The following is an 18,404-nucleotide window of genomic DNA, read 5'->3' on the forward strand; positions in this document are numbered from 1 at the left end:
AATGCTATTGTTCAATTTAAACAATTCACACATGCGTAATCGCCTACTTCTTGGCCTACTTTTCTTTATATTTTTTAGCACATTTTTATCCTCCCAGTTGAGTGCACAAAGCCCCAATGCTGTCCTTTACGAACAAACCAGCGAAATGGGGACACTAATTGTAGGTTACCAAAGAGATGTGGATGCCATTAACGATTTTTATTATCCTTATTCGGCAGGCGGCTACTATGCTGCACCGCTCACAACGGCTAAAAGTCCTGTTCAGCGTAAGCGTTTGCAAGAAATTAATAACGACTATTTACTGAAACTAAAATCTGCAGGTTTCAATACATTTAGTATATACGGAAAAGTAGATTATATACTTTTAAAAAAACAAATTGAAGCTTCTGTTTTTCTGCTTGATCAGGAAGAAAAAAGTTATAAGTCGCTGGTAAAGTACTTTCCTTTTGCAGATAACATTTATAGCCTGGAAACTCTTAGAAGAAGAGGTACTTACAAGGATGGCGCTCTTATAGCTTCCGAACTGAATGCTACAGTAAAGATGATTGATTCGGCATCTTCAGATTTAAATAAAACAACCAAACTTAGTTTAGATCGGCTAAAAACAGCGGCTGATATTGCCATTAGTTTAAAGCATCGATTAAAAGGATTTTATCAGTTTTATATGAATTACGAACCTACTTTTACCTGGTGGGTACCTAAACCTTATGAAAAAGTTGATCTGGCTTTAGATAATTATGCTAAACAATTTTCAGCTAAACAAGATAGTTTGATGGCTGCTAATCATGATAAACTGGGTATTAAAGGCCTTCCAATTGGGCGTGATGAATTGATCAGACAGTTAAATGCAGAGCTGATTCCTTATACCCCAAACGAACTCATCGAGCTTGCTGAAAAAGAATTTAAATTTTGTGATGCTGAACTGTTAAAAGCATCAGTTGAAATGGGCTTTGGTAAAGATTGGAAAAAAGCACAGGAAAAAATAAAAAATAGCTATGTGCCATTAGGTAAACAGCCTGAATTAATTGTGAAATTACAAGATGATGCGCTTAAGTTTATTAAGGCTAACGATCTAATTGATATTCCGGCATTGGCCGAAGAGACCTGGGGTATGGTTATGATGTCTGCAGAACGACAACTGGTCAATCCTTTTTTTACCGGAGGAAGAGAAATTAGTATTTCGTATCCTACTAATACCATGGAAGAAGAGGATAAGCTGATGAGTATGAGGGGGAACAATCCATATTTTTCGAGAGGTACCGTTCAGCATGAGCTTTTACCTGGCCATCATTATGAATATTATATCAACAACCGATATAAGAGCTACCGTGATCCTTTTAAAACGCCTTTTAGTATCGAAGGTTGGTCTTTATATTGGGAACTTTTGCTATATGATAAAGGTTTTGCCAAAACACCAGAAGAAAAAATGGGAATGTTGTTTTGGCGCATGCACCGATGTGCAAGAATCTTGTTTTCGCTAAACTATCATTTAGGTAAATGGACACCACAGCAAAGTATCGATTTTTTGGTTGATCGTGTTGGGCACGAACGTGCAAATGCAGAAGGTGAAGTTCGTCGTTCGTTTCAAGGCAATTATAGTCCGCTATACCAGGTGGCTTACCTTACCGGAGGCCTGCAGCTTTTTGCTTTAAAGAATGAACTTGTTGATGGTGGCAAAATGAGTTTCAAACAATTTCATGATGCTGTAATTAAAGAAAATCTTATTCCTGTTGAAATGATCAGGGCAACTTTGATCAATCAGCCACTTACAAGAGATTTTACCACCACATGGAAGTTCTACGACAAAACATCTAAACCTTAATCAATTCTGAACCACAAAATCAAGATACTAAATTTATGAAAGAAGAAACCAAACACTTTAAACCCTCACTTAAATTATTAGATGCAACGATGCTGGTTGCCGGAAGTATGATCGGCTCTGGAATTTTTATCGTAAGTGCAGATATCACCAGGAATGTAGGCAGTGCAGGTTGGTTATTGGTGGTGTGGTTAATAACGGGTTTTATGACGCTTACTGCTGCTTTAAGTTATGGCGAACTCAGTGCCATGTTTCCAAAAGCCGGGGGGCAGTACATTTATTTAAAGGAGGCCTATAATCCATTGGTGAGCTTTTTATATGGCTGGAGTTTTTTCACTGTCATCCAAACGGCAACTATTGCTGCTGTGGGCGTAGCATTCGCAAAGTTTACCGCGTATTTATTGCCATCTTTCAGCGAAGATCTGGTTGCGATAGATCTAGGCTTTTTTACCATTTCACCGGCACAGTTGCTGGCTATAGGGATAATAATTTTACTTACCTACGTCAATAGTCGTGGGGTAAACGCTGGTAAAGCCATTCAAACCACCTTTACGGTAGCCAAATTGCTCAGCCTTTTTGGCTTAATTGTGTTTGGTTTGTTCTTTCTAGATAAAGGAATCTGGAAAGCCAACTGGGAAAACATGTGGAATTTAGGTTCGTTAAATACGGATGGAATTATCTCTCCCTATACCACCTTAGCTGCTTTTGGCGCAATAGCTGCGGCAATGGTAGGTTCAATCTTCAGTAGTGATTCCTGGCATAATGTAACTTTCATTGCGGGTGAAATTAAAAATCCTGCGCGCAATATTGGGTTGAGTCTGGCTTTAGGAACCATCATTGTAACCGTACTTTACCTCCTAACCAACGTGATGTATACCGGTGTTTTAAGTTTACATGATATCGCTTATGCAGATAAAGATCGGGTGGCCGTTTCTGCAGCTGGCCACATTTTTGGCACTGCCGGAACGATGATCATCGCGGTGATGATTATGGTTTCTACTTTTGGTTGTAACAACGGATTAATCATGGCGGGTGCAAGGGTTTATTATTCGATGGGGAAAGATGGCTTGTTCTTTAAAAAGGTAGCACAACTCAATAAAAATGCTGTTCCGGGCTTTGGTTTATGGATTCAGTGTGTTTTTGCTTGTTTATGGTGTTTAAGCGGAAAATATGGAGATTTACTGGACATGATTTCCTTCGTGGTAGTAGGCTTCTATATGCTCACCATTTTTGGTATTTTCATTCTTCGCAAAAAAAGGCCCGATGCGGCAAGACCATATAAAGCTTTTGGCTATCCTATTTTACCCATCATTTACATTTTAATGGGCTTAGCGTTTTGTATATTACTAATTATTTTTAAACCCAAATTTACATGGCCGGGGTTAATCATTACCCTGATCGGGATTCCCGTTTATTATCTAATCAAAGGCTTTAATGCCAAGAAATAATAGATAATCAGGTTAAAATAATCATGTTATGCATTAAAATACAACGGGAATTTTTGGCCTTGTTAAATTATATTTACAGCTTAACATTGCAAAATGAAAATGAATTCCCTCATCCAAAAATTCGCTGTTGCCTCTTTTTTTACGATAACTTCTTTTACTGCGCTAGCTCAGCAAACTTCCTACGCACCAAGTGCTGCAGATATTGTTCAGGCCTATCAGCGGGCAAATAAACTGGATACTGCTATCCGCAACATCCCCACCAATAACGATATTGTTCCATCCTGGAAAAAGGATGGCTCTGCTTTCTGGTATAAGAAGAACCTGCCGGATAAAAACTGGGAATACATTTATGTTGATGTAGCGAGTGGCAATAGAAAATCAGCTTTTGATGCGGAAAAACTTGCGCAGAAACTAACAGAAGCAAGTGGTAAAAAGCAATCTGCTAAGCGGCTACAATTCGCGGAACTTTATTTCACTGATCAGCATACTGTAAAGCTCAAATCTGAAAACAAATGGTATCAGGTAAACCTGGCAGATTATAGTATTATACCAGCAGCCGATACGACCATATTTGACTATAATCCAAAAATGCCTTTGCAGCGAAAACGCTCACGCTGGGAGGGAAGCAAAATGGTTAGTTTATCACCTGATGGGAAAAATGAACTGGAGATTCGCGGAGGCAATTTGATCTTAATTGATGTGGCAACGAAAGCTGAAACGCCAATAAGTAAAGATGGATCGGCAGATAAACCTTATGGAAATTTTGAATGGTCGCCGGATGGTAAAACAGTGGTGGCTTATAAAATTTATCCGAAGGAAACCAAGAAAGTTCATTACGTTTTAAGCTCCGTTCCGGGAACTACACGCGGAGAGTTGAAATCTCGCGAGTATGCGCAGCCAGGTGATGATTTTACCGCTTACCAGCCTTATATTTTTGATTTGGTGACTAAAACCTCAAAGAAAGTAGATATAGAAGCAACTGATTTTTTCAGTCCGCAACCATTACACTGGCGTAATAACCGATACTATACTTACGAAAAAGCAGATCGCGGTCACCAGCGTTTCAGGGTAATTGAGGTAGATGTGCAAACGGGCAAGACCAAGAATATCATCGATGAAAAAACAAAAACCTTCATTTACGAAAATAGAATTTATACCCGTTATCTGCCCAAGACAAATGAAATTCTATATACCAGTGAGCAAGATGGCTGGCAACATCTTTATCTTGTAAATGGCATTTCAGGCAAACAACAACTCATTACTAAAGGCAATTGGGTGGTTCGCGATATTGATAGCGTGGATGCCGTAAAGCGCCAGGTTTGGTTTAAGGCCAGTGGCATGAGCAAAGATGAAGATCCCTATTTTATCCATTATTACCGTATCGGTTTTGATGGGAAGGGATTGGTGAACTTAACGCCCGAGATAGGCAATCATACCCTTACCTTTTCGCCAGACCGGAAATACTATGTTGATACCTATTCGCAGGTAAACATTGCGCCCGTTACCAAATTAAAACTCACTGCAAGCACTAAAAATTTGCAAGAAATTGAACACGGCGACACGGCAACGTTTTTGAAAACAGGGGTGAAGTTGCCAGAGGTTTTCGTAACTAAGGGAAGAGATGGATTAACTGATATCTGGGGCATCATTTGCAGGCCTTCTAATATGGATCCGAACATAACCTATCCGGTTATCGAATATATTTATGCCGGTCCTCAGGATAGCTTTGTGCCCAAAAGTTTCTTGCCGGCCAATGAAATGCAAAGCCTGGCAGAACTGGGTTTTATTGTAGTGCAGATGGATGGCATGGGGACGGCCAACCGATCAAAAGCTTTCCACGATGTTTGCTGGCATAACCTGGCTGATGCAGGTTTCGAAGACCGGATTTTATGGATGAAAGCCATGGCGAAAAAATATCCAAACGCAGACATCAATAAAGTAGGTATTTATGGTACATCTGCCGGCGGCCAAAATTCTACCGGCGCCCTGCTTTTTCATCCTGAATTTTATAAAGCTGCTGTATCTGCCTGTGGCTGTCATGATAATCGCATCGATAAACAATGGTGGAACGAACAATGGATGGGTTATCCGGTTGGAGAACATTACGGGGCACAATCTAATATTACTAATGCAGCAAAACTTCAAGGCAATTTGTTTCTGATTGTAGGAGAAGCTGATGAAAACGTACCACCTGAATCTACTTATCGCCTGGCTGATGCTTTAATCAAGGCCAACAAAGATTTTGATATTTTAAGTATTCCAGGCATGGGCCACAGTGATGGTGGCGTTTATGGTCGGAGAAGGAAAAGAGATTTCTTTATTAAACATCTTTTAAATGCCGAAACACCCAATGTAAACCTGGTATCACCAACAAAATAGTAATGCCTATTGCTGCGGATGAACCGGAACTAATCTCATCGCTCCGAAGCAGGGTCAAATCAATAATTATGAAAAATTCTTTGCTTAGTTTCTTGCTTTTTTCAGTTTTGAGTAGTTTTTGTGAATCCCTAATAGCTCAATCTAAACACCTGGAAAAAGGTAATGGTAATCCTATTATTCCGGGTTACTTTGCAGATCCAACAGTAAAGAAATTTGGAGATACTTATTATATATACGCCACTACAGATGGGAATGGAGGTGGCTTCGGACCATCGCAGGTATGGACTTCAAAAGATTTTGTGAACTGGACAATGAGCGATATGAACTGGCCCACTACCCATCATTATTGGGCACCAGATGCAACGTTAGGTCCCGACGGGAAATATTACCTTTATTATTGCCAGCCGGTAGAAATCTTTGGTGCATCTTCTAGTACTCCAGTGGGGCCGTGGACACCCCTATTAGATCCAGGTAAACCAATTGTTCCGAACTTCCTGGTGCCAAATGTAATAACGTTAGATGGCCAGACTTTTAAAGATGATGATGGGAAATATTATATGTACTGGGGTACCTGGGGCATTTATCCAAACCATGGCTGCGGGGTTGGTTTGCTTAACGCAGATATGAAATCGTTCGCTAAATTGGCTCAAATTCCCAATACAGATGCTAAAGATTTTTTCGAGGCGCCATTTGTATTCAAAAGAAAAGGAATCTATTACCTCACTTATTCATCCGGTTATTGTGAAGATGGTACTTACCGGGTACAATATGCAACGGCAACCAACCCAATGGGGCCTTTTAAATACGCCACTGAAAATCCTATTTTGGTAACCAATAGCGATGGAACAGTGCATGGGCCAGGCCATCAATCGGTATTACAGCAAGGCGATGATTTTTATTTAATCTATCACCGCCACAATAATCCACATAATGATGGGGGTTACCACAGACAAGTGGCAGCCGATAAAATCATTTTTGATGAGAAGGGGAATATCCTTAAACTAGTGCCGACTCATGAGGGGGTTGGTTATCTAGCCAAAAATGTAAATCCACATGCGAACCTTGCTTTAGGTAAAAGGGTGACGCCCTCTTCAGTTTATGATCAGGATTTTAAAGCGGAATACGCAGTAGATGATAACAACGGAACACTGTGGAAACCTAAAAATAATATCGGCTCATCGTGGTTGCAGGTAGATTTAGGTAAGGCGATTAATGTTCGAAGTGTCCATACCCAGTTTGAATACGCCACCTGGTCTTATCAGTATAAAATCGAGTATTCTCTGGACGGAAAAACGTGGAAACTGTATGCAGATAAAAGTCGCAATACCCAACATGGAAGTCCGATGATTGATTTTGGAAATGTGAAGGCAAGATATTTGCGTACAACCGTTTTGCACACCGAATACCCTGGTTTAAATAAGGCCATCTGGAACATTAAAGTTTTTGATCAAGCAACGTATCGTCCGCTGATGAATACCAAAGTTAAAAAATGGGAATCTTTGCAACGTTTTGAATCGAAAGGTTTATTGGTTGATTTGAATTTCAGTAAGCTTCGTATCGGATCAGCTGTTGAAAGTATTCCAAATAGAGGGAAACTGGCAGGCACATTTTTATCTGCTGGCGCAGCTAAACCAATCGTTGCAATGATTGAGGGGAAAAAAGCTTTATTGTTCTCTGGAAAGGAGCGTTTGTCGTCTTCTCATCTGGCACCGCAATCTTTAATGGGAAACAGTAGCTATAGTGTGGCTATGTGGGTACTTAATCCGGAAATTGATAAGGAAGAAACCATTGTATCGTGGACAAATAGGGGAGGTGATAATTTGACAAATGTTTCGGTGGGTTATGGTTCCAGCAAAAGTGCTGGTGCGGCCGTTCACCTGGGTTGGGCAGATTTGGGATTTAAGGAAGTTCCGAAGCTAAGCCAATGGCACCACATTGTGATGGTTTTCGATGGAACATTAGAACGCATTTACGTAGATGGTAAACTAGATCGTGCGGATCGAAGAATGCTGTTTGTTAAAAAACTATCCCGCTTTTTGGTTGGGGGCAATGAAGATGGAAGTACAGGATTCTCTGGAGCGCTTGCCTCATTGAAAATTTATGATCAGCCTTTAAGTTTTGAGGAGATAACAACTACTTACACCAAAGGAATAAATAATAATACAGTTTTATACGCCGACGCTAAAAATCTGGCATATGGAAAATTAAAAAGCTGGCAAAACCATGGTACTGCTTTAGGTAAACTGAATATAAAAGGTGATGTGGCAGTTGCTGATAGGTCTGGTAAAATTTCGGTTGTATTAAGTGATGGAGCAAAGCTTCTTTTAACGGATGATATTGCTAAAGCAATCAACTTCACTAAACCTTTCAGTGCCGTTTTTTCTGTTTTAACGGCGAAGGCTTCAAAAACTAACTTTTATTTTGGAGAAGGGAAAAGTACAAATTTAGCCGGAACAGGCAGGTGGCAGCAAGTAATTTGCAATTATGCAAACGGGAAGTTTCAGGTCTTCGTAGATGGGAAATTAACTACTAAGTTATCAAATTCAAACGCCCAAAAGGATCAACAGATTTTACTTGAAACATCGGGTGGTCAAACTGCAATATCTTCTGTTCTCATTTATAATATCTCTTTAAATGAGCTTGATCGAGGTGAAGAATTTAGTTTTTGGAAACGTACGCAAAGTATCACGAATGTGAAAGCAAGCTTTGCTTCGAATCCGTCTGCTATAACACCGGGCATGGTTTCTATGGTTGCTCATCAACCTGCATTGCCTGGTAATGCTTTTGAATATTTATTTACCGAAGTAAATGATCCAAAGAGTGCAAGGTGGAATCAGACAGCAGATTTTATAGATTTTTCGGTTAAGCCAGAAAGTAATTATGCGTATATACTGAAAGTGAAAGATAATTTTGGCAATGTAACGGAGCCTTCTTCAGCCTTTACTGCAAAACCCGATTCCTCGCTATTCACAATTAAAAGACAAAGTGGAACGGCTCAATCCATTCCTGCATCAAAAGCCGGATTAGCCGGAACCTCCTGGGATGGTTTTATGGGAACAGCAGATACACTTATTCAGCAATCAGGTGTACTGAAAATGATTGATCACAACACATTATGGGATGGCTCGGCTTCAACAGGTCCTTTTGCATACCAAAATATCAAAGGGGATTTTGTAGCTGAAGTAATGCTTTCAGACCTCCTCGGCCTGGCACAGAAAAAAGCTTATGGTGCAAGTGAGGCAGGTATTATGGTAAAATGGCCGGGAAGCAATGAGAATCTAATTCAAAACGGTATCATGCCCGGCTGGGGAGTTGGTAATATTGTAACCAATTTGAGTGCAAAAGGAAGAATTCAGTTCAATAATTCATCAAAATGGGACTTTTACAGACATTTACAAATCCAACGTGCAGGAAATATGTTTTTCTTGAGGGGAAGCCATGATGGAAAGAATTGGGTAAACCTTCCGGGAAGTCCGGTTAAGCGGGATGATCTTGCGAATGGAGTTCTGGAAGTTGGAGTATATCATGCTACTTATGGTGATATTGCTGGGTATGGTGCTTTTGAAGGTTTTAAGGTTTTTCAAAAGAAATAATAGCGATTTGTATCTAACTTTTTTTAAGCGATCGTTATCTGCGTTTATCAATAACATGATGCTACAACTAAAATGTCTTTTACGCTTCGGGTTAAAAGGATCTTATCATGTCCTGGCCGGACGGGCCTTTTCTCTTTTGACAGCAAAAGAAACAAAACTGCCGGCTCGCAATTTTTCTGTTAAAGTTAGTGAGTAGGCTTAGTCAGTGCCATCCCAAAAAATTGACCATGCCGGTCTAAGAGCAGAACGAAGAAACAGTAGTTTGGCCTTGCTAGGTAGCGATAGCGATCGCCATTCTTGTTATCAATCTAAGTCCGCATCCTAATTCTAATCCTGCTATTGCCACCCTGCTATCCGGCCTAGGAAATGATGGAAGGAGAAAACGTTAAAGCTTCAACCACAATCTTTCAATCCCTACAATCCAAGGCAGCGCGTTCTCTCCCGATCCTTCATCGGGTGCTTGTGCTGCCGAAATAAAGCTTTAACGAATTTATCCGACATCAGGTCCAAGCCTTGGGTTTTGCTTCTTTTTGCCAAGAAAAAGAAGATAGCCCTTCGGCGGCTAGCCGAGGCAAGGCTGCGCAGCGGGAAAAGTTTATGGCAGGCGATGACACCCGCCGATAGATGAATGCTACAAAAAAATGTCTTTTACGCTTCGGGTTAAAGAGATTCTATTGTGTCCTGGCCGGACGGGCCTTTTTTCTTTTGACAGCAAAAGAAACAAAACTGCCGGCTCGCAATTTTTCTGTTAAAGTTAGTGAGTAGGCTTGGACAGTGCCATCCCGAAAAATTGACCATGCCGGTCTAAAAGCTGAACGAAGAAACGGTGGTTTGGCCTTGTTGGGTAGTGATAGCGATCGCCATTCTTGTTCTAAATCTAAGTCTGTATCCTATTTTCTCATCCTGTTATTGCCACCCTGCTATCCGGCCTAGGAAATGATGGAAGGAGAAAATGTTAAAGCTTCTGCCACAGTCTTTCATACCCACCACAACCCAAGGCAGCGCGTCCTCTCCCGATTCTTCATCGGGTGCTTGTGCTGCCGAAACAAAGCTTTAACGAATTTATCCGACATCAGGTCCAAGCCTTGATTTTTGGCTACCTTTTTATCAAGAAAAAGGTAGAAGCCCTTCGGCGGCCAGCCGAGGCAAGGCAGCGCAGCGGGGAAAAGTTTTCAGCAGGTGATGAAACCAGCCGATAGATGATTGCGACAACTAAAATGTTTTTTACGCTTCGGGTTTAAAAGTATCTATCGCGTCCTGGCCGGACGGGCCTTTTTTCTTTTGACAGCAAAAGAAACAAAACTGCCGGCTCGCAAATTTTTTATCCAAGTCAGTAGCTGGGCTAGGTCAGTGCCATCCCAAAAAATTGACCATGCCGGTCTAAGAGCAGAACGAAGAAACGGTGGTTGGCCTTGTTGGGTCGTAATAGCGATCGCCATTCTTTTTATAAATCTAAGTCCGCATCCTAATTCTCATCATGCTATGACCACCCTGCTCTCCGGCCTAGGAAATGATGGAAGGAGAAAACGTTTAAAGCTTCGAACATAATCTTTCATACTCCACAACCCAAGGCAGCGCGTCCTCTCCCGATTCTTCATCGGGTGCTTGTGCTGCCAAAATAAAGCTTTAATGAATTTATCCGACATCAGGTCCAAGCCTTGAGTTTATTCATTAGTTGTTTATGTTTTTATAGGTATTCATGAGCTCGCAGAAAAGCTCGGGTTGGCTTCTTTTTGTCAAGAAAAAGAAGAGAGCCCTTCGGCGGCTAGCCGAGGCAAGGCTGCGCAGCGGGAAAAAGTTTACGGCAAGATGATGACAACAGCTGATAGATGACTGGTGCAATTTAAATGTCTTTTACGCTTCGTGTTTAAAAGATTCTATTTTGTCCTGGCCGGACGGGCTCTCTTCTTTGGGCAACCAAAGAAGCAAAGTTGCCGGCTCGCAATTTTTTTATCCAAGTCAGTAGCTGGGCTAGTTCAGTGCCATTCCAAAAAATTGACCATGCCGGTCTAAGAGCAGAACGAAGAAACGGTGGTTTGGCCTTGTTGGGTAGTGATAGCGGCCGCCATTCTTGTTATAAATCTAAGTCTGCATCCTAATTCTCCTCATGCTATTGCCACCCTGCTATCCGGCCTAGGAAATGATGGAGGGAGAAAACGTTAAAGCTTCAACCACAGTCTTTCATACCCTCAAAGACCAAGGCAGCGCGTCCACTCCCGATTTTTCATCGGGTGCTTGTGCTGCCGATAAAAAGCTTTAACGAGTTTATCCGACATCAGGTCCAAGCCTTGATTTTTTTGTTACTTTTTTGATCAAGCAAAAAAGTAAGAGCCCCTTAGTAGCCAGCCGAGGCAAACTCGTATAAAAGAGAGATTGCTTCGTACCTCGTCATCACGACCTTTTATATCGCCCTACATTTTTCCTTAAGCCATACTGCCTCCTCTTCACTCAACTCCGGCTTCAATTGCTCATAAACCACTTGATTATAAGCATTTAACCAGCTGATTTGTTCAGGGAGTAACCATTCTGCAATCACTATTGAAGTATCAATATACGCTAACGTAACCGTTTCAAACTGAAGAAACTCACCGAAATAAGTCGTAGCTGCCGGAACAGTTAACACCAAATTTTCGATCCTCACCCCGTGTTTCCCTGGTCGGTAAATACCAGGTTCTATGGAAGTAATCATTCCCGGGTCTATTGCAACCGCAGCATTAGATGGTCCGATGTTTTGCGGTCCTTCATGCACATTCAGGTAATATCCCACGCCGTGGCCAGTTCCATGTCCGTAATTAATACCTCGTTGCCAAAGCTGCTGACGAACAATCCCATCTATTTGATAACCTTTGGTACCTTTTGGAAATTTAGCTGCAGAACCAAAAATCATCGCCGAAAGCACCAAAGTATAATCCAGTTTCTCTTCTTCTGTAGTCTCACCTAGCGGAACCGTTCGGGTAATATCGGTTGTTCCGTAAAAATAATGACCGCCAGAATCGAGCAGAAAAAGCCCTTTAGGAAGTAATTCGAGATTACTTTCTTCATCAGGACAATAATGTGGAAGTGCAGCATGCGGACCATAGCCTGCGATGGACGCAAAACTTATCCCAGCAAATGTTTTACCCAATTCACGGAATTCCTTCACTTTTTGTGAAGCAGAAAGTTCTGTAATTTCTATCTTACCGATATTTTCTTCCAGCCACTTGAAAAACCGTGTGAGTGCGACACCATCGCTCACCATTGCCGCCCGGGTATGCTGTATTTCTATTTCGTTTTTAATCGATTTCAGAAACACGACCGGGTTGGTTTCCTTGATGATGCGAATTGATGGAGATAATCGGGTGAAGAACTGATAGCAAGTCCGCTTTCCATCTAATAAGATTGTACAATCCGTTAATTCGTCAAGATCAGCAGCAATTGACTGATAGTTTTTTACCACTACGCCCCTTTGTGCAAGTAAGTTCAAATCATCTGAAGATAATTTTTCCTCATTAAGGTATAATCTTACCTCTTCATCAGTAATTAAAGCGTAACAAAGCACTACCGGGTTATAACGCACATCATTTCCACGGATGTTGAAAAGCCAGGCCAGATCATCTAAACTGGAAATGACATGAACATCAGCTTTAGCCAGTTGCAATGCCTTTCGAAGATCAGCTAACTTACTTTTAAAATCCTGTCCGCAATCTTCTTCGGGCAACAACACTGCCAGATCACCTGGTAACGCTGGTCTGTTTTCCCATATATCAGTCACGAAATCCTGATCCTGAATTGCAATGTCCTTTACCGAGAGGGCTCCTTTAATTTCTTCGCCCAAAACCATCGACATGAGCTGAAAATCGAACGCTACCACAGACCCAGCAGGCAATTGCCCATCTAACCAGTCAATATATTCAGGTGTGTATTGAACCTTTAATTTTACCAATTCATACCCACTTCCGCTAAGTTGTTGGTTTGCCTGTTCGAAATAACGAAAATCAGCCCAAAGGCCTGCAAAATCCTGAGTAATCACCAAAGTCCCGGCAGAGCCTGTAAAACCGGATGTGAAATGAATGCACTTATAACGATCTGGTACATACTCACTCATGTGCGGATCGGAAGATGGAATAATATACGCATCAATCCCAGCTGCGATCATTTTTGCCCTGATGGCAGATAATTTTTCCTGGTAAGTCATATTATTTAATAAGCGCTGTTCCTAATTTCTTCCACTTCATCCATTTCAATCGCGAGTGGTTTGCCTAATAGTTGCAAACCTTCGTTGGTCATGGCGTAATTATTTTCTAAGCGAATTCCGCTGAAATCTTTGAATTTTTCTACTGCATCATAATTGATAAAGGATTTAAATCTGCGTTCAGCTTTCCACAAATCTATCAGTTCCGGAATCATATAAATTCCTGGCTCAATGGTAAAAACATAACCAGGTTCCAATGCCTTGCCCAGTCTTAAAGATTTCAAACCAAAAAGTTCGGTTTCTTTCTTTAAGTTATCATCATAGCCCACATACTTTTCGCCCAGATCTTCCATATCATGCACATCAAGCCCCATCATGTGGCCGGTACCGCATTGAAAAAATAGTGCATGTGCTCCCGCAGCTACCGCTTCCTCTACATCTCCTTTCATCAAACCCATCGCTTTCATCCCTTCAGCCAAACCTCTACATGCCTCAAAATGAACATCTATATATCTTGCATTTGGTGTGGAGGCAGCTTCTGCACGCTGAAGCGCAGACTGAACAATCGCATAAACTTCCCGTTGCCTGCTATCAAATTTTTTCCCGACAGGAAACGTTCTCGTTAAATCTCCACAATAGCCAAGTTCGGTTTCCATTCCAGAATCGTTCAGCACCAGCTGACCTTCCTGCATCACATTTCCGTGAAAATGGTTATGTAAAATCTGCCCGTTGATGGTTAAAATAATTGGATAAGCCAGATTTCCACCTGTTCTTAGAGCTTCGCCATGAATTAAAGCAGCAACCTCTTCCTCTTTCATTCCCGGCCTGGTTTTACGCATGGCCAGTAAATGCATATCAATGGTATGGTTAACGGCTGTCTCTATTTCCGCAATTTCCAAGTTTGATTTGATGGCACGTTGTGCTGCAACTGCTTTTATAAAAGGTACAGAAGCCGATTCTTTTAAATCGTTCACGCCTATATTTAAAAGCTGAGCGAGCTTTATTTTATTATCTGCACGGTATGGCGGTAGATAGTGCACCGTTCTGTTTTTGGAAAGGGCTTGTTTAACATAACTAAATACCTCGTTAAAGGGTTGAAGCTGTGAAATGCCCACTAAGTTTGCTTTTTCCTGGATGGTTTGCTGCCTACCCATCCAAACGATATCATCGATACTCATTTCGTTTCCAAAAATAATTTCACGATTTTCATCAAGATCAATCACGGCCACTAAGCCCGGGTGCGCAATCCCAAAATAATATAAAAATGTACTATCCTGTCTGAAACTGTAAGTATTGTCTGCGTAATTCATCGGACTTTCGTCGTTGCCAAAGAAAAAAAGTAGTCCAGATTTTAACTGCTGAGCCAATGCTGCTCTTCTTTCCACGTATACATTTGTTTGGAACATTTGCTTTATTTTGTTGTAATAAATGATAAATTTTGACCAAAAGTAACAAAAGCGGTAAAAAATGTCTGCTCATTTTGGTCACAATCTCAAACAGGATAAGATAATGCCTCATAGGGTGAAAATCAGTAAAGATTGATGCCGGGAATTACGCCAAATTAGCGTATGGATAAAACGGAGTCTAAAAAAGGCAGCTACCCCAAAAGTATCGGATATATTATTGCCAACGAAGGAGCTGAACGCTTTAGTTTTTATGGCATGCGTTCTATTTTAGCCACCTTTTTGGTGTTTCACTTTTTTAACCCAACCATGAATCCTCTTTTGCAGATTACTGCAGAGGCCAAGGCAAACGAAACCACACATTTTTTTGTATCACTTGCTTATGCGCTTCCATTTGTTGGCGGCCTGGTAGCAGATTGGTTTTTTGGAAAATACAAAGTGATTATTTATGTGTCGATTGTGTATTGCATTGGCCATTTGTGTCTGGCTTTATTTGATCATGACCTGGAAAAATTTAAATGTGGGTTAATTTTAATCGCCATCGGTGCCGGAGGGATTAAATCCTGCGTATCTGCAAATCTCGGCGATCAGTTTACCCCCGATAACAAACACCTGATGTCTAAAGTTTATGGTTGGTTTTACTTCAGCATAAACGCAGGTTCTGTATTATCAACCATTCTTATTCCATTGGTTTATGATCGTTATGGTGCCAAATGGGCCTTTGGAATTCCGGGAATTTTAATGGCATTAGCTACGTTAATATTTTTTTGGGGGAGGAAAACTTATACTAATGTTCCGCCATCGGGCGTGAATAAAAATAACTTCGTTTTTATTTCTGTTTATGCCCTCCTTAACTGGAGATCGAAAAAGAAAAAGCAGTCGCTACTGGATGTTGCGAAAGAAAAATTTGATCACCAGAAAGTGGAAGATGTTAAAACGGTTTACAATGTTTTAGCAGTGTTTGCATTTATTCCAATTTTCTGGGCCCTTTGGGATCAAAATTTATCAGAATGGGTATTACAGGCCACAAAAATGGATCGCCATATTCTTGGGATTAACCTGTTGCCAGAACAAATTCAGACAGTAAACCCTTTTTTCCTGCTTGTATTTATTCCGATATTTAATTACTGGCTCTATCCTTTTCTGGATAAAAGAGGCTTGAAAACCACACCACTCCGTAGAATCGGAGCGGGATTAGTACTTACCGCCATATCTTTTGTTATTATCGCGTTGATCCAAACCAATATCGACGGCGGTGCAACCCCTGCTATTGGATGGCAGGTATTGGCTTATGCCATTCTTGCTGCCGCGGAAGTTCTGGTTTCCATCACCGGGTTGGAGTATGCCTATACGCAGGCCAGTAAATCGATGAAAAGTACCATGATTGCCATTTGGTTATTTACTACTGCATTGGGAAATCTCTTTACCGCATTAGTGAACCGAAGCATTTCTACGGGTGGTTTTTTCGCTCAGTTTAAGGGTGCCGATTACTACTGGTTCTTCATCGGCTTGCTTTGTCTCTTCATTATAGTCTATCTTTTTGTTTCTCCGAGGATTAAAGAAAGACAGGAAACCGATGTTATCCCTCTCATTCAACCTGAATTAAATTAGCAAATATGATTGGCCAACTACCTAAAAAACAACAATGCTTTTCGAAAGCAATTTTCATGATAACGGCTCTTTTCTTTACGTTAAGCGCCAATGCGCAGGAGCAAAAAAGCGTCATAAAACCTTTGGTTACTAATCTAGAACAGCTTTTAATTTCCCGTCCGCCGGATTCACTGGGTTATCCAAAATTCTATGAAAAATATACCGATGCCTTTGGGATTCCTGTAGTTTCTTCGGCCAAGGTTTCTGATGCGGCATTGCTGGTGGCACGAGATATCATTAATTATATGCTGGTAAAAAGACCTGATATTCGCAGTGCGATGATCAGCATGAAAGCACGTTTATCCATTATGGCTTGGTCTGAAATGCAAACCGACCTGCCCGAATACAGCAACTGGAAAAAGCCAGAGCTTACTGACGGGCGCCTTACGCCAACGGAGAGGGAAAATTATAATAAACCTGGCGGGATAGCGAGTTTAACCGATAAAGGTTATTGGAATCAGCGTGCCCGGGGGATGGGTGGGATTCAAACTTCTTGTGCAGAAGAAAACCTATTAGGCTTCCCGGGAACCAAATATTATGGTGAAAATATTATGGTGCATGAGTGGAGTCACAATGTAATGTCGGCCTTAAGGAAGGCTGATTCTGAGCTTTATAAACAGATTGATGTGGCGTATCAGGCGGCGAAGCAAAAAGGAATGTATAAAGGCCAGTATGCGATTAATACGGTTGCTGAATATTGGGCAGAAGGGAGTCAGTGGTGGTTTTGGTCGAATTATGCATTTATTGATGGTACGGTTAAAGTTCAAACCCCTGACGACTTAAAGGCATACGATCCAACCTTATACCATATTCTTTCGCAAGTTTATGCCGGGCATCATATTCCCGCAGATGTTTATTATGGAAAGAATATTTCTTTTGGAGGGCCGACAGTGAAACATTAATTAAGGTAACTATAACCAATTAAGATTGCTTCCTGCCTCGCAAAGAAGCAACACCGCTTTCGGTGGAGGCGAAGATAAAAAAGTGGGAATTGTTTGCACGCCCCTTGCCCGATTAGCTTATTTTCTTTCCGCCATCTTTTTATCAAGAAAAAGGAACAAGCCCTTCTGCGGCTGGGCGAGCCAGGACAGCGCAGTGGGAGAAAGTTTTTAGCAGGTGATGACACCAGCCGATAGATGAATGCTACAAAAAAATGTCTTTTACGCTTCGGGTTTAAAAGGATTTTATCGTGTCCTGGCCGGACGGGCCTTTTTTCTTTTGACAGCAAAAGAAACAAAACTGCCGGCTCGCAATTTTTTTATCCAAGTCAGTAGTTGGGCTGGGTCTGTGCCATCCCAAAAAATTGACCATGCCGGTCAAAGAGCAGAACGAAGAAATGGTGGTTTGGCCTTTCCAGGTGGCCATAGCAATTATATTTCTTCCTCCTTTTTCAACAAAAATGATTCACTCGCTATTGCCACTATGCTATCCGGCCTAGGGAATGATGGAAGGAGAAAACGTTAAAGCTTCCCCACAATCTTTTAACCCACCACAAGCTAAGGCAGCGCGTCCTCTCCCGATCCTTCATCGGGGGCTTGTGCTGCCGAAATAAAGCTTTAACGAGTTTATCCGACATCAGGTCCAAGCCTTGACTTTTGCTTCTTTTTGTTAAGAAAAAGAAGAGAGCCCTTCGGCGGCTAGCCGAGGCAAGGCTGCGCAGCGGGAAAAAGTTTACGGCAGATGATGACACCAGCCGATAGATGAATGCTACAAAAAAATGTCTTTTACACTTCTGGTTAAAAGGATTTTATCTTGTCCTGGCCGGACGGGCCTTTTTTCTTTTGACAGCAAAAGAAACAAAACTGCCGGCTCGCATTTTTTTATCCAAGTTAGTAGCTGGGCTTGGGTCTGTGCCATCCCAAAAAATTGACCATGCCGGTCTAAGAGCAGAACGAAGAAACGGTGGTTTGGCCTTGTTGGGTAGCAATAGCGATCGCCATT

General features: G+C 41.4%; 9 protein-coding genes. 7 read left to right on the plus strand and 2 right to left on the minus strand.

Features of this window, described 5'->3' with window-relative positions; translation table 11 throughout:
• The first annotated feature begins 31 nt into the window (after positions 1-31).
• The 4 genes from SOM16_RS18190 to SOM16_RS18205 all read left to right on the plus strand — a co-directional run bounded on the left by SOM16_RS18190 (position 32) and on the right by SOM16_RS18205 (position 9,239).
• On the plus strand, positions 32-1,822 hold the full coding sequence (locus SOM16_RS18190) for a DUF885 family protein (RefSeq protein WP_320465425.1): 1,791 nt from the start codon (positions 32-34) through the stop codon (positions 1,820-1,822).
• A 35-nt stretch (positions 1,823-1,857) separates the two neighbouring features.
• Entirely contained in the window at positions 1,858-3,267 is a 1,410-nt protein-coding gene (locus SOM16_RS18195; protein WP_320465426.1) for an APC family permease, read from the plus strand.
• A gap of 99 nt (positions 3,268-3,366) precedes the next feature.
• Positions 3,367-5,646: a S9 family peptidase gene (locus SOM16_RS18200; RefSeq protein ID WP_320465427.1), complete on the plus strand. Its 2,280-nt coding sequence runs from the start codon at positions 3,367-3,369 to the stop codon at positions 5,644-5,646.
• Between the two features lie 68 nt (positions 5,647-5,714).
• Positions 5,715-9,239, plus strand: a complete 3,525-nt coding sequence (locus SOM16_RS18205; protein WP_320465428.1) for a family 43 glycosylhydrolase — start codon at positions 5,715-5,717, stop codon at positions 9,237-9,239.
• 2,401 nt (positions 9,240-11,640) lie between these two features.
• On the opposite strand, the gene SOM16_RS18210 is transcribed toward SOM16_RS18205, so the two are convergent.
• A complete protein-coding gene (locus SOM16_RS18210) occupies positions 11,641-13,413 on the minus strand; it encodes an aminopeptidase P family protein (RefSeq protein ID WP_320465429.1) in 1,773 nt (590 codons plus the stop codon).
• A gap of 5 nt (positions 13,414-13,418) precedes the next feature.
• Positions 13,419-14,816 carry a Xaa-Pro aminopeptidase gene (locus SOM16_RS18215; RefSeq protein WP_320465430.1) on the minus strand — a complete coding sequence of 466 codons (1,398 nt, stop codon included), beginning with the start codon at positions 14,814-14,816 and terminating at the stop codon, positions 13,419-13,421.
• A gap of 162 nt (positions 14,817-14,978) precedes the next feature.
• Here SOM16_RS18215 and SOM16_RS18220 point away from each other — a divergent pair, with 162 nt between their 5' ends.
• The 3 genes from SOM16_RS18220 (at position 14,979) to SOM16_RS18230 (ending at position 17,927) form a co-directional block, all read left to right on the plus strand.
• A complete protein-coding gene (locus SOM16_RS18220; protein ID WP_320465431.1) occupies positions 14,979-16,424 on the plus strand; it encodes a POT family MFS transporter in 1,446 nt (481 codons plus the stop codon).
• 5 nt (positions 16,425-16,429) lie between these two features.
• The gene (locus SOM16_RS18225) at positions 16,430-17,365 is read left to right on the plus strand and encodes a glycoside hydrolase (protein WP_320465432.1); all 936 of its coding nucleotides are present in this window, start codon (positions 16,430-16,432) and stop codon (positions 17,363-17,365) included.
• Between the two features lie 238 nt (positions 17,366-17,603).
• The gene (locus SOM16_RS18230) at positions 17,604-17,927 is read left to right on the plus strand and encodes a hypothetical protein (RefSeq protein ID WP_320465433.1); all 324 of its coding nucleotides are present in this window, start codon (positions 17,604-17,606) and stop codon (positions 17,925-17,927) included.
• Positions 17,928-18,404: the final 477 nt, after the last annotated feature.

Source organism: Pedobacter sp. CFBP9032 (genome assembly GCF_034045265.1).
GTDB lineage: Bacteria > Bacteroidota > Bacteroidia > Sphingobacteriales > Sphingobacteriaceae > Pedobacter.